Source organism: Coprococcus sp. AM14-16, from assembly GCF_003434675.1.
Taxonomy (GTDB): domain Bacteria; phylum Bacillota; class Clostridia; order Lachnospirales; family Lachnospiraceae; genus Coprococcus; species Coprococcus aceti.
Map to the genome: position 1 here is coordinate 415553 of NZ_QTLL01000001.1, position 14035 is coordinate 429587.

Sequence of the window (14035 nt, forward strand, 5' to 3'; positions counted from 1 at the left end):
AAAAGGAGAAAGTAAGATGTCAAAGATATCAGGTTCTGAAATTGTTATAGAGTGCCTTAAAGAACAGGGCGTTGACACCGTGTTCGGTTATCCGGGAGGAACTATCCTCAACGTATATGATGCCCTCTACAAGCACCAGGATGAGATCAACCATGTGCTCACATCACATGAGCAGGGGGCTGCCCATGCGGCAGATGGATATGCCAGAGCTACAGGCAAGGTCGGAGTATGTATGGCCACATCAGGTCCGGGTGCCACCAACCTTGTAACAGGTATAGCTACAGCATACATGGATTCCATTCCTGTTGTGGCAATAACAGCAAATGTAGGTGTAAATATGCTCGGTAAGGACAGCTTCCAGGAGGTAGACATTGCAGGTGTCGTTATGCCTATCACCAAGCACAGCTTTATCGTGAAGCACATAGATGATCTTGCACCGACCATCAGACGTGCGTTCAAGATCGCAAAGAGCGGCAGACCTGGCCCGGTGCTTGTGGATATAACAAAGGATGTAACCGCAGCGGAGACAGAGTATATACCAGAGACACCGGAGGTCATCGAGAGAAAGACAGACACCATCCGCGAGGAGGATGTGAACAAAGTCCTTGAGATGATCAAGGTTTCAAGAAGACCATTTATCATGGCAGGTGGTGGATGTATCATCTCTGACGCATCAGCAGAGCTTGCAGAATTTGCAGATAAGGTGGATGCACCAGTGTGCGATACACTTATGGGCAAGGGCGCATTTGACGGAAGAAGCGAGAGATATACAGGCATGATCGGTATGCACGGAACAAAGGTGTCCAACCTCGGTGTGTCAAGGGCAGATCTTGTGATCGTTGTTGGTGCCAGATTCTCAGACCGAGTTATCGGAAATGCATCCAAGTTCGCGCCAAATGCAAAGATCATACATATAGATATAGATGCAGCTGAGATAGACAAGAACATCCCTACAAATGCCAGCATAGTCGGCGACGCAAAGGAGGTCCTGAAGCTCCTCAACAGCAAGCTTGCCGCCCAGTCCAACAAGACATGGATGTCTGAGATCGAAGACCTCAAGAAGCAGAATCCTGACGTGTACAGCTTTGACACACTGAACGGACCTGCAGCTATCAAGAAAATCTACGAGCTTACAGAGGGTGATGCGATCATCACAACAGATGTCGGACAGCATCAGATGTGGGCAGCCCAGAACTATACATTCAAGGAGCCTAGGACATTCCTGTCATCAGGCGGACTTGGAACCATGGGTTACGGTGTTGGCGCAGCTATCGGAGCAAAGTACGGCAGACCTGATAAGACAGTCATCAACATAGCCGGTGACGGATGCTTCAGAATGAATCTGAACGAGATAGCAACAGCTGCGAGATACAACGTGCCTATCATCCAGGTAGTCCTGAACAACCACGTACTTGGAATGGTAAGACAGTGGCAGACACTGTTCTATGACCACAGATATTCCAACACCGTGCTTGACGATTCGGTAGATTTCGTCAAGGTAGCAGAGGGACTTGGTGCCATGGGAATCAGAGCCAACACCCTTGATGAGTTCGAGGCAGCAATGAAGACAGCCCTGACAGCAGGCAGACCTGTGGTAATAGATGTAACAATAGCGGGAGACGACAAGGTATGGCCAATGGTAGCTCCGGGAGCAGCCATCGACACCTGTTTCTCAGAGGACGATATGTAATATATACGCCGGCACAAGATGAAAAGACACCATATTTGTGTGCATACATACATAAATATGGTGCCTTTATATATAATCCCCACTTGCCGACAGGCGAAAAGAGTGCTATAGTACAGGGATATAAGCGACAAACAAGTTTATTCACTTGAAAATATAAGATTTTAAGACAAAAAACTTGACAATCGCAAGCGGGATACACCAAAAGAACAAATATAAGTCAGAATTTTCACATAAATGGGAACGAAGGACATTTTTGTTAAGTAAAATATCTCGCACACATTTAATTAAGTCACAACAGATGATTTTGCCTTGAGCGAAGAACAAGATTGGAAATTGCTGTATTCCTTTCGCAGGGCATTTGAGGTCGCCGGTACTTGGCGATACAAAGTGAGCCTTAGTACCGCTGCAGACCGAAACGAGCGAGAGCGTCCCCAGAAAGGAATACAAGTATTGACAATCTGTTCGTCAGGAAGGAAAAATCATCGTCACAACTAAAAAGAAGGAGAGATAACAAAAATGGCAAGAGTGTACAACTTTTCAGCAGGCCCTTCAGTTCTTCCTGAGGTGGTATTAAAAGAGGCAGCAGAAGAAATGCTTGATTACAAGGGAACAGGCATGAGCGTAATGGAGATGAGCCATCGATCTAAAGCCTTCGACAATATCATCAAAGAGGCAGAGAAGGATCTCAGAGATCTCATGAACATACCTGACAACTACAAGGTGCTTTTCCTTCAGGGAGGAGCTTCTCAGCAGTTCGCAGCAATTCCAATGAATCTCATGAAGAATGGCGTGGCTGACTACATCATCACAGGTCAGTGGGCAAAGAAAGCATACGAAGAAGCAAAGAAATATGGAAAGGCAGTTGCAGTTGCATCATCAGCAGACAAGACTTTCTCATATATCCCAGATTGTTCAGATCTTCCAATAGATGACGATGCTGATTATGTTTACATTTGTCATAACAATACTATATATGGAACAACATACCACACACTTCCTAACACAAAGGGCAAGATACTCGTTGCAGATATGTCATCAGACATTCTCTCACAGCCTGTAAATGTTGAGGATTACGGTATGATCTACTTCGGAGTTCAGAAGAACGTTGGTCCTGCAGGCGTAGTAGTGGCTATCATTCGTGAGGATCTTATCAGAGATGACGTAATGCCATTTACACCAACCATGCTCAAGTACAAGACTCAGGCAGATGCGGACTCACTCTACAACACACCTCCATGCTACGGCATCTATATCTGTGGCAAGGTATTCAAGTGGGTTAAGGAGATGGGCGGCCTTGAGGCTATGAAGGCTCACAACGAGAAGAAGGCCAAGATCCTCTATGATTTCCTCGACAGCTCAGAGCTCTTCAAGGGAACTGTAGTAAAGGAAGACCGTTCACTCATGAACGTACCATTTGTAACTGGTGACGCAGACCTTGATGCAAAGTTCGTCAAGGAGGCTACAGAGGCTGGATTTGTCAACCTCAAGGGTCACAGAACAGTAGGTGGTATGAGAGCATCTATCTACAACGCAATGCCTATCGAGGGTGTTGAGAAGCTTGTAGAGTTCATGAAGAAGTTCGAGGCAGAGAACAAGTAATATATAGTAACAGAAAAGGGAGAAAAAGACATGTCAGTAAAGATTAATTGCTTAAACCCTATCGCCAAGTGCGGTATGGAGCTTTTACCTGATACATATGAAGTAACAGACAATTTCGCAGATGCAGATGCAGTTCTGGTCAGAAGTGCATCCATGCATGATCTTGAGCTGTCAGACAACCTTCTGGCAGTAGCCCGTGCAGGTGCAGGTGTCAACAACATTCCACTTGATAAGTGCGCTGAGAAGGGTATCGTAGTATTTAACACACCAGGAGCAAATGCAAATGGTGTTAAGGAGCTTGTAGTAGCAGCACTCCTCATGGCTTCAAGAGATCTCGTTGGCGGTTACAACTGGGTCAAGGACAATGCCGCTGAGGCAGATATCGCCAAGATGGTGGAGAAGCAGAAGAAGAACTACGCAGGCAATGAGATCCTTGGCAAGAAGCTCGGTGTAATCGGACTTGGTGCCATTGGAGCAAAGGTTGCAAATGTTGCGCTTAAGCTCGGCATGCAGGTATACGGATATGATCCATATGTGTCAGTAGATGCAGCATGGGGACTTTCAAAGGATGTAAAGCACATCACAAATGTAGAGGATATCTACAGAGACTGTGATTATATAACAGTTCATGTTCCAGCTCTTGACAGCACAAAGGGAATGATCAATGCAGATGCATTTGCACTGATGAAGGACGGCGTGAAGATCCTCAACTTCGCAAGAGACGTACTGGTCAACGATGAGGATATGAAGGCGGCACTCGACTCAGGCAAGGTTGCAAAGTATATGACAGACTTCCCTAACCCAGCTATAGCAGGTTACAAGAACGTGGTAGCATTCCCACATCTTGGAGCTTCAACAGCAGAGTCAGAGGACAATTGTGCAGTTATGGCTTGTAAGGAGATCAAGGCATACATCAACGATGGAAACATCAAGAACTCTGTAAACTATCCAAACGTAAACATGGGACAGTGCAGTGATGTAGCCAGAGTTACTATCTGCCACAAGAACATCCCTAACATGCTCACCCAGTTCACAGGAGTATTCTCCAAGAAGGGCGGCAATGTATCAGGAATGATCAGCAAGGCAAAGGGCGATTACGCATATTCTATCCTTGATATCGGTGTAGAGCCAACAGCAGACGACATCGCAGAACTCTCAGCAATCGAGGGAGTTGTTAAGGTAAGAGTCATAAAGTAATAAAAGATAAATAGGAGAGAAGAAAAATGAGTGACAAGTTAAAGGTAGGTATCCTTGGCGCAACAGGTATGGTAGGTCAGAGATTTATCTCACTTCTTGAGAACCATCCTTGGTTCGAGGTCGTTACAGTTGCAGCCAGCCCAAGAAGCGCAGGCAAGACATACGAAGAGGCAGTTGGTGACAGATGGAAGATGGATACACCGATGCCAGAGGCAGTTAAGAAGCTTGTAGTATACAATGTCAATGAGGTAGAGAAGGTTGCTGCTACAGTTGATTTTGTATTCTCAGCAGTAGATATGACAAAGGATGAGATCAAGGCTATAGAGGAGGCTTATGCCAAGACAGAGACTCCTGTAGTTTCAAACAACTCAGCTCACAGATGGACTCCTGATGTTCCTATGATGGTTCCAGAGATCAATGCAGACCATGCAGAGGTTATCGAGTTCCAGAAGAAGAGACTTGGAACAGAGAGAGGATTTGTTGCAGTTAAGCCTAACTGCTCAATCCAGAGTTACGCACCTGTACTTACAGCATGGATGCCATTTGAGCCATACGAGGTTATCGTAAGCACATATCAGGCAATCTCAGGAGCAGGTAAGACATTCAAGGATTGGCCTGAGATGCTTGGCAACATCATCCCATATATCGGTGGTGAGGAAGAGAAGTCAGAGAAGGAGCCACTCAGAATCTGGGGTAAGGTAGACAAGGAGAATGGTGTGATCGTTCCTGCAGAGGGAATCACTATCACAAGCCAGTGTATCAGAGTCCCGGTTCTCAACGGACATACAGCAACTGTATTCGTAAAGTTCAGAAAGAACCCTACGAAGGAGCAGCTTATCGAGGCTATGACAAGCTTCAAGGGCGCGCCTCAGGAGCTTGGTCTTCCAAGTGCACCAAAGCAGTTTATCCAGTACCTTGAGGAGGACAACAGACCACAGGTTGCTCTGGACGTTGACTTCGAGAAAGGTATGGGTATCAGCGTAGGACGTCTCCGTGAGGATTCAGTATATGACTGGAAGTTCGTTGGCCTTTCACACAACACTGTAAGAGGTGCTGCAGGTGGTGCAGTTCTCTGCGCAGAGCTTCTGAAGGCTAAGGGATATATCACAAAGAAGTAATAAATTATATGGATATTTGAAGTGTCTGTGCTAACAATATCATAAAGATTTGCCGGGATAATGTTGCTGCTATGAATTGAACATGTTCCGGCAATTTTTTTGTTTTGCATGGCGTTATATTATGCAGTATTATTGATAACATTATGTTGACATTGCACAAACAGGTATACTAAAATTAGATTAATTGTAAATAAACCATGAATTACTAAGGGAGGTATTTTATGAGAAAAGGGAAGAGATGGCTGGCAGCGGCTGTGAGTGCAGCGATGATTGTCCAGTCACTGGCCAGTGTTGGCCCGGTTTATGCAGCGGATGATGGCGTATCCATAGCTGACACGTTTACGGATTCGTCGTTTAGAAGCTATGTGTCGAGTAATTTCGATACAGACAGTAATGGTTATCTGTCAGATGCGGAGATCTCGAATGTAACATCTATAGATGTTTCGAAGTGTTCTCCTGCTATATCAAGTTTGAATGGCGTAGAATTGTTCACCAATCTGTCAAAGCTGGATTGTAATGAGCAGTCTATAAGGAATCTTGATATAGAGAATCTTGAGAATCTTGAATATATAGATGTCTCAAGTAACAGAATAGACAGTCTGACATTGCCGGTAAGTGCAGAGAAACTTACATATCTTGATATAAGTGGAAACAAGATCACAAGCCTTACATCTCTGGCTGATTACAATAATCTTGTACTGCTCAATGCCAATTCAACAAACCTTTCATCGATAGATGTCAGCAATATGAAGGGGCTTAAGGTGCTTGGCGTAAGTGGAACCACCATATCAACACTTGATCTTGGCTCAAACATGGAGCTTACAACACTTTATTGTGACAGCATGCGTTCACTGCCTGTCCTTGATGTGTCAGGTCATGAGAAGCTTAAGAATCTTTATTGTGCTGGAGCAAAGAGCGACAGTGGAGTTGTTGTTCGTTCGTCAATTACCAAGCTTGACGTATCCGGTGATATAGTCCTTGGTTCGCTTGATTGTTCAAATAGCTATGTGGCTGAGCTGAACATAGACAATACCCCGGCGCTTACAACACTTGATTGTTCTAACACGAGACTTACATCAATAGATGTGTCAAAGAACACAAGTCTTAGCTACCTTGATGTCAGCAGCAATGTTCTGGGTGCGGTGGATTTTACTGCGAATACAGCACTTAGAGAGCTTTATGTCAAGGATACTGGCATAAATAAGCTTGATGTATCTACTCTCACCAATCTGGTTAATCTTGACGCATCATCAAATTCTCTTGCAGAGCTTGATATAGCATCAAACAGTTTATTGGAGAAGCTTTATATTTCAGACAATAATATCCAGGGTATAAAGCTTGATGGTCATCCTGACCTTAAAGAACTTGAGATTGACAACAACAATCTTGTGGCCATAGATATATCAGTGTGTCCTAAACTTTATGGCGATGATGGTGTGTTCAGTTGCAGTGGGAATAGCAGGGATATAACACTTGATACTACGAACTATGATTATGATTTTAGCGATTTTTCAAAAGTCTATGGTTTGCATAAGGCGTGGTATGACTATGAACTTCCTGTTGCTGTAGATAACAACGGCAAGCCTTTAACGGATGATAATGGGGTTGAAATTCATAAACGAAACAGGAATACTACAGGATACGCAGGAATACAGGGCATAGATGCCAGCAATGAGGCGTCATCCGTGACTGGAGGACAGCTTGATGGATATATATTTACAGCGGAGCCGGATGCGGAGAAGATTACATACAATTACTATACAGGAGCAGGAATGGGGAAGGTCAAGTTCACACTCAACATTCTTAACCCGCTCAAGGTCACAGTATGGTATACAACTGATGGAAATGTTGTAAAGTCAGACAGTTCTACACTCAGCTTCAGAGTTGGTGATACGACTACACTTACAGCTACGGATGACGAAAAGAATCCACATAAGAACATAACATGGAGTTCGTCAAATGAAAGAGTTGCACAGATAGACAGGGAGACAGGAGAACTGACCTGTGTTTCGGCGGGAACAGCTCAGATTAACATTCTGCTGAATGATCGTGCTATAGGATATGTGAATATGGAGTGTCACAAGCCTGTTACCGGACTTTATCTTGTAGATCAGAACGAGAAGGATGATGCAGGCAACCAGATAACATACGAGAATGGCGCAGTCATCAACATGGACTGTGGAACATATCCAAGAAATGGCTCTAAGAAGCTGGATGTAAAGTGTGTTACCGAGGATGGTCTTGCGTCCAAAGAGATATCAGGATTCACTTGTAAGGTGACTGATGCGGATGGCAAAGAAAACAATAAGGTTTTGTCGTTTAATACATCAAGTAAGACTATAACAACAAGAGGTGCAGGAATCGCATTCCTTCATTTTACATCAACTGATAATCCTGATGTAGAGACAGTAATTCAGGTAAATGTTGAACAGAGAGTAAACAGCGTGACACTTTCACAGTCTAGAATGACGATCATTGCAGGTGGAAGCAGTAATCTCGTTGCTACGGTTTCTCCAAATACTGCAGTGGAGCAGAGCGTTGTATGGTCATCATCAAATGAGAGCATTGCTACGGTCGATGCCGAGGGAAATGTGAAGGCAGTCAATCCGGGAGAAGCTGATATCATATGTACATCTGTTGATACTGAGCAGGTGTACGGCAAGTGTCATGTGACTGTACAGCCGCCTGTAAAAGGTTTGACTCTCAATATGAACAGTGCAGAATTGCTGCTCGGAGCAGATACGGAAAGCAGAACAGTATCACTTGAGGCTGTTATCGATGCGGATGATGCAAGTATTTACAAGAATTTGAAGTGGACATCGTCAGATACAAACGTTGCTTCGGTGTCATATAGTTCAACAGATAAGACAAAGGCTACAGTTACTGCCAGATCAGCAGGAACTGCTGTTATCAGATTTTCAATTTCAGATGATGAGTATGTGGATTGCAACATTACAGTAAAGCAGAGAGTTACAAGCCTTAGAATAAACAGAGACAAGACAACAATATATGCTGGTGATACACTGCAGGTAACAAGCACTGCATCCCCTGCAACTGCATCGAATCAGGAAGTCATCTGGACATCATCAGATGAAAATGTTGCAACTATAGACCAGGATGGTCTCATAACTGCACTCGAAAGAGGACAGACAACAATCACTGCAACAGCAGTGGATGGAAGTGAGAAGACCAATTCGTTCACACTTACAGTAAAGAGGTATGTTGGTTCGATAGATTTAGACAAAGAAAGCCTTACTCTGTATGTAGGACAGAGAGATACTGTTAAGCAGACCGTGCTTCCGGAGAATGCGGATTACAAGAATGTTATCTGGCAGTCGGAGAACCCTGATATAGCAACTGTATCAAATGGAAATATAACAGGTGTCAAAGCTGGAACAACAAACATAACATGTACAGCTAGAGATGGCAGTGGAGTATCAAAAACATGTGAAGTTACAGTAGTCCAGCAGATATCATCAATAGTATTGGGTGAGAGCACTAAGACTGTGAATGTAGGTGATAAGTTTACCCCGAATGTGACTCTCAATCCGGAGAATGCTTCAAAAACAGAGCTGAAGTGGACAAGCTCGAGTGAAGCAGTAGCATCTGTAGATCAGAATGGAGAGGTAACAGCAAAATCCCGTGGTACAGCGACAATCACATGCGAGGCTGTCGAAGGCATTGAAGGAAGAAAGGCCAAGGCAACTCTCAGACTTACAGTTAACCAGCCGGTTACAGGAATAAAACTTAATCAGACAAAACTGAATCTGTTTGTGGGTAAACAGGGCAGAATAACATCGACTGTAGCTCCTGCTAACGCAAATAACAGAAATGTTGAGTGGACAACTTCTAACAGCAAGGTAGCAACTGTAAACAATGGTACTATCACAGCAGTATCAAAGGGAACAGCAGTTATCACATGTAAGGCTAAGGATGGAAGCGGCAAGCTTGCAAAGTGTACTGTTACGGTTTCACAGCCTGTAACATCCATCAAGCTCAATGCAACAAACAAGACTATCAAGAAGGGTGCGACATTCACACTCAAGGCAACTGTAGGTCCTGCAGCGGCAAACAATAAGGCGGTTACATGGTCATCATCGAACACCAAGGTTGCAACAGTTTCGTCAACAGGAGTTGTCAAGGCTGTTAGAAAGGGTTCGGCAGTTATCACATGTAAATCAAAGGACGGAAGCAATATTACTGCCAAGTGTACAATCAATTCAGTTATTATGGTTTCTTCGATCAAGTTAAACAAGAAGACAGCAACCATAAAGAGAAAGGGAAAGATAACACTCAGGGCAACAGTAGGTCCTGCAACTGCAAACAACAAGGCAGTTATCTGGGTTTCTTCAAATAAGAAGATAGCTACCGTAACAACAAGTGGAACAGTAGTAGGTAAGAAGAAGGGCCGTGTGGTAATTAAATGTAAGGCTAAGGATGGCAGTGGTAAGTACGCAAAGTGTACAATCATAGTAAAATAAAATATAACAACATATAGTTGGAATATATGATCTTAATCGTCAGGCCTGCAAAACAGGTCTGACGGTTTTTTACGTATATTGTTCTTTGCTGTTCTTTATTTTTATTTAACGTTAAAAAATGTTGTAAGCAAATAGCAATTGTGATAAACTATTAGAAAAATTGATTTCATTTACATGGAGGCATTTATAGATATGAAGAAGCTTATTTTAGTTACATCACCACCAGCATGTGGAAAGACATTTATTTCAAAGCAGGTTGCAAAGGCACTTCACAATTGTGTATACCTTGACAAGGATACACTTATCGTGCTTTCAAAGCAGATATTTGTAGTTGCCGGACAGGAGTACAACCGTTCATCAGACTTCTTCCAGAAGGAGATCAGAGATTACGAGTATTACTGTGTGCTGGATCTTGCATTTGAGGCATTGGATTACAATGATACAGTTCTCATCAATGCTCCGTTCACAGAGGAGATCAGAGATGATGAGTATCTTGACAATCTTCGCGCTAAGCTTGCAGAGAAAGATGCAGAGCTCTTCGTTATCTGGGTAAATACAAGAAAAGATGTATGTCATGAGAGAATGATCAAGAGAGCTTCAGACAGAGATACATGGAAGCTTGAGCACTGGGATGAGTACATCAACAGCCAGAACTTCAATCCGCCTACAAACATCAAGGATCTCTTCATATTCGAGAACTCATCAGAGGAGGAATATGAGGATTCGATCAAGAAAGTTGTCAAGGCTGTGAGAGGTTAATTGGCACATACAATAAAATATTTATGACAGGAGTAGAGAATATGGCAACAATCAGAAGTTTTAGAGCCTATAGACCGAGACCAGATGTTGCAGGCAGAGTAGCTGCCTTGCCATACGATGTGTATAACCGTCAGGAAGCAGAGATAGAGGTCAAGCGCGAACCATTATCATTTTTGAAAGTGGACAGAGCAGAGACATCCTTTGGACCAGATGTGGATACATATGCTCCATGTGTATATGATAAGGCTGGTCAGCTGCTTCAGGGCATGATAGATGATGGAACATATATCATGGAGCGCAGACCAGTCTATTATATTTATGAGCTTATCATGGATGGCAGGCATCAGACAGGACTCGTGGCATGTTCTTCTATAGATGACTATATGAATGGAGTCATCAAGAAGCATGAGAATACCAGAGAGGACAAGGAGATAGACAGAATAAAGCATGTCGAGGCATGCGGAGCGCAGACGGGACCTATATTCCTTGCGTACAGAACGATAGATAAGGTTGACGAGATCATCGATAGAGTGAAGAAGGGTGATAAGTTGTACGGCTTCACATCACCTGACGGGATCACTCACAACGTATGGATAATAGATGGCCAGGAAGATATAGACACCATCAGAGCTGCATTTGAAGGAGTGGACGATATCTATATAGCGGATGGACACCACAGGGCGGCATCGGCCGTCAAGGCGGGAATCCATATGAGAGAGAAGAATCCGGGATATACCGGGGATGAGGAATTCAATTATTTCCTCTCTGTACTTTTCCCTCATGACCAGCTTATGATCATGCCGTACAACAGAGTGGTAAAGGATCTCAACGGACATGACAAGCAGGAATTCATGGATGAGGTTTCAAAGATATTTGATGTGACAGCCAGTGATGTTCCGGTGGAACCACAGGTCAAAGGACAGGTGGGAATGTACATGGATGGAAGCTGGTACAGACTGGATGTCAGAGAAGGTATTGTTCCGGATGATGTCGTGGGCAGACTTGACGTATCGGTACTTCAGGACAATGTGCTTGCACCGATACTTGGAATACAGGATCCGAGAACTGATCAGAGGATCATGTTCGTAGGTGGAATCAGAGGACTTGCAGAGCTTGAGCGTCTGGTGGATGGAGGAATGGCGGTTGCATTCTCGATGTATCCGACATCCATCACTGAACTGTTCGACATTGCAGATGCGGGACTTCTCATGCCTCCAAAGTCAACGTGGTTTGAGCCAAAGCTCAGAAGCGGAATATTTATACACAAGATAGACTAACATTAGGAGAAGGGGTTTTATGGAGATATTTGTATTGAAATCAGATGAGGTTGCAGCGATAACAAGGGGTACGCATGGCAACCCTCATCATATTCTTGGTATGCACCAGTGTCTTAATGACTGCTATGTAAATGCATACCTTCCGAGGGCTACGGCTGCGTTTGTTCTCAGGATAAATGAAGAAACGGGCGAGCCGATATTTAAATATCCTATGACCGAGATAGGTTCACAGGGATTTTTTACAGTGAAGATCGAGGATAGCGGGGCATTTGCATATAAGCTCATAACAGAAGGCGAGCAGGCGGCTGAATTCTATGATCCGTATTCATTCGGATACAGCGTGGATCCGGTCAATGTCATGAAGGTGGTAAATGGAGACGATGGAATATTGTCGGATTTCCATGTAAAGGATCTGTTTGGAGCAAGACAGATCACGCTCGATGGTGTACAGGGTGTATCGTTCTGCATGAATATGCCGGGGGCAACCAGGGTCAGTGTGGTCGGAGATTTCAACGGATGGGATGGACGCGTGAATCCTATGAGAAGGATTGACTACACTGATATGTTTGAGCTGTTCATTCCGGGCGATCTCATGAATACCAGATACAAATTCGAGGCATTATACAGAGATGGAAATACAGATATATTTGCAGACCCTTACGCTGAGGTTTATGAGGTGGCACCGGGAAATGCGTCGGTACTTGCAAAGCTTGAGTATAGCTGGTCAGACTCTTCATATATGAAGAAGAGAGGCAGTGTATCTGCCCCGGTAAATATATATGAGGTCCACATGCCGACATGGAAGAGAAACTCAGATGGATATCCTCTTAACTATCTCAAATTTGGCAAAGAGGCTGCCATGTACGTGAAGAATATGGGATACAACTACATACAGTTTATGCCACTTATGGAATATAGAGATGACAATGGCTGGGGTTATGATACCGTGGGAATGTTCGCTCCGACATCGAGATTTGGATCACCTACGGAGTTCATGGCCATGGTCGATCATTTCCACAGCAAGGGAATAGGCGTTATCATGGATATGGTATCTGTGAGGGATGTGGATTGTATCGCATATTGGATAGATACATATCATCTGGACGGAGTAAGGCTGGAGGATGAGGAGCTTATCAGAGCGCTGAGAACAAACCTCGGTACTGCAGGTGATGATGTTATGACAGATCTCAGGTGGAATAATGAGGCTGTGTCCAGAGTGACAGATTTCATGATGATACCTCCTGTGAACAGAGGAAGCTTTACGGATTATACATGTGGTATACCATTTGATGAGAAGGATGATACCGTATGGGCGCTCAGCCATGATGAGGTTGCATATGAGCGTGGAAGTTACGCATCCAAGATGTCGGGTGGCTATGAGGACAAGTATGCTGATCTCAGACTTCTGTTTGGTCTCACCATGTCACTACCGGGAAGAAAGCTGACGTTTATGGGACAGGAATTAGGCGGATTTGCCGGGTTTGACGGAAGAACCCAGATCGACTGGTCGGTTCTTGAGTTCGATGCAAACAGCTATTTTCAGAAATATATAAAGGAACTCAACAAATTATACGATACAAAGAATGCTCTGTGCGGTGATGGCAGGGACCTTGCCGGCAGTGCACTTGATATACAGGAGAAGGGACAGGTAATATCATTTGTAAGACATGGTTTGGATGTCGCAGATGATGTGTATATTGTCTGCAACTTCGGACTTAAAAATGTGACAGGATATAAGCTTCCGGTTGAGACGGATGGAAAGTACAGAGAGATCTTCTCAAGTGATAACCTGAAATACGGAGGCGAGGGCAACAATAACAAAGGATATGAGACTGCGGCGGATGGCGTGATAGAAGTGAGTGCTCCTGCACTGTCATTTGCAGTGTTTGCCCATGTAAAATAGGAGGAATAGAC

The 14035-nt window shown here is 44.0% G+C and carries 8 protein-coding genes; all 8 read left to right on the plus strand.

Features of this window, described 5'->3' with window-relative positions:
• Positions 1–16: 16 nt before the first annotated feature.
• The 8 genes from ilvB (at position 17) to DW159_RS01985 (ending at position 14024) form a co-directional block, all read left to right on the plus strand.
• Positions 17–1690: a biosynthetic-type acetolactate synthase large subunit gene (gene ilvB / locus DW159_RS01950; protein ID WP_022216081.1), complete on the plus strand. Its 1674-nt coding sequence runs from the start codon at positions 17–19 to the stop codon at positions 1688–1690.
• A 516-nt stretch (positions 1691–2206) separates the two neighbouring features.
• On the plus strand, positions 2207–3289 hold the full coding sequence (gene serC, locus DW159_RS01955; protein WP_015533539.1) for a 3-phosphoserine/phosphohydroxythreonine transaminase: 1083 nt from the start codon (positions 2207–2209) through the stop codon (positions 3287–3289).
• 30 nt (positions 3290–3319) lie between these two features.
• Positions 3320–4486, plus strand: a complete 1167-nt coding sequence (locus DW159_RS01960) for a phosphoglycerate dehydrogenase (RefSeq protein WP_015533538.1) — start codon at positions 3320–3322, stop codon at positions 4484–4486.
• A gap of 26 nt (positions 4487–4512) precedes the next feature.
• Positions 4513–5604 carry an aspartate-semialdehyde dehydrogenase gene (asd, locus tag DW159_RS01965; RefSeq protein WP_015533537.1) on the plus strand — a complete coding sequence of 364 codons (1092 nt, stop codon included), beginning with the start codon at positions 4513–4515 and terminating at the stop codon, positions 5602–5604.
• Between the two features lie 221 nt (positions 5605–5825).
• Positions 5826–10085: an Ig-like domain-containing protein gene (locus DW159_RS01970; RefSeq protein WP_117548771.1), complete on the plus strand. Its 4260-nt coding sequence runs from the start codon at positions 5826–5828 to the stop codon at positions 10083–10085.
• Positions 10086–10277: 192 nt separating this feature from the next.
• Complete coding sequence (locus DW159_RS01975; RefSeq protein ID WP_015533536.1) at positions 10278–10844, plus strand: AAA family ATPase; 567 nt, start codon at positions 10278–10280, stop codon at positions 10842–10844.
• A gap of 41 nt (positions 10845–10885) precedes the next feature.
• A complete protein-coding gene (locus tag DW159_RS01980; RefSeq protein WP_117548772.1) occupies positions 10886–12121 on the plus strand; it encodes a DUF1015 domain-containing protein in 1236 nt (411 codons plus the stop codon).
• A gap of 19 nt (positions 12122–12140) precedes the next feature.
• Positions 12141–14024: a GlgB N-terminal domain-containing protein gene (locus DW159_RS01985; RefSeq protein ID WP_117548773.1), complete on the plus strand. Its 1884-nt coding sequence runs from the start codon at positions 12141–12143 to the stop codon at positions 14022–14024.
• Positions 14025–14035 lie beyond the last annotated feature (11 nt).

Coding starts and splice junctions, on each gene's coding strand:
- ilvB (WP_022216081.1), top strand. CDS start 17: ATGTCAAAGATATCAGGTTCTGAAATTGTTATAGAGTGCCTTAAAGAA.
- serC (WP_015533539.1), top strand. CDS start 2,207: ATGGCAAGAGTGTACAACTTTTCAGCAGGCCCTTCAGTTCTTCCTGAG.
- DW159_RS01960 (WP_015533538.1), top strand. CDS start 3,320: ATGTCAGTAAAGATTAATTGCTTAAACCCTATCGCCAAGTGCGGTATG.
- asd (WP_015533537.1), top strand. CDS start 4,513: ATGAGTGACAAGTTAAAGGTAGGTATCCTTGGCGCAACAGGTATGGTA.
- DW159_RS01970 (WP_117548771.1), top strand. CDS start 5,826: ATGAGAAAAGGGAAGAGATGGCTGGCAGCGGCTGTGAGTGCAGCGATG.
- DW159_RS01975 (WP_015533536.1), top strand. CDS start 10,278: ATGAAGAAGCTTATTTTAGTTACATCACCACCAGCATGTGGAAAGACA.
- DW159_RS01980 (WP_117548772.1), top strand. CDS start 10,886: ATGGCAACAATCAGAAGTTTTAGAGCCTATAGACCGAGACCAGATGTT.
- DW159_RS01985 (WP_117548773.1), top strand. CDS start 12,141: ATGGAGATATTTGTATTGAAATCAGATGAGGTTGCAGCGATAACAAGG.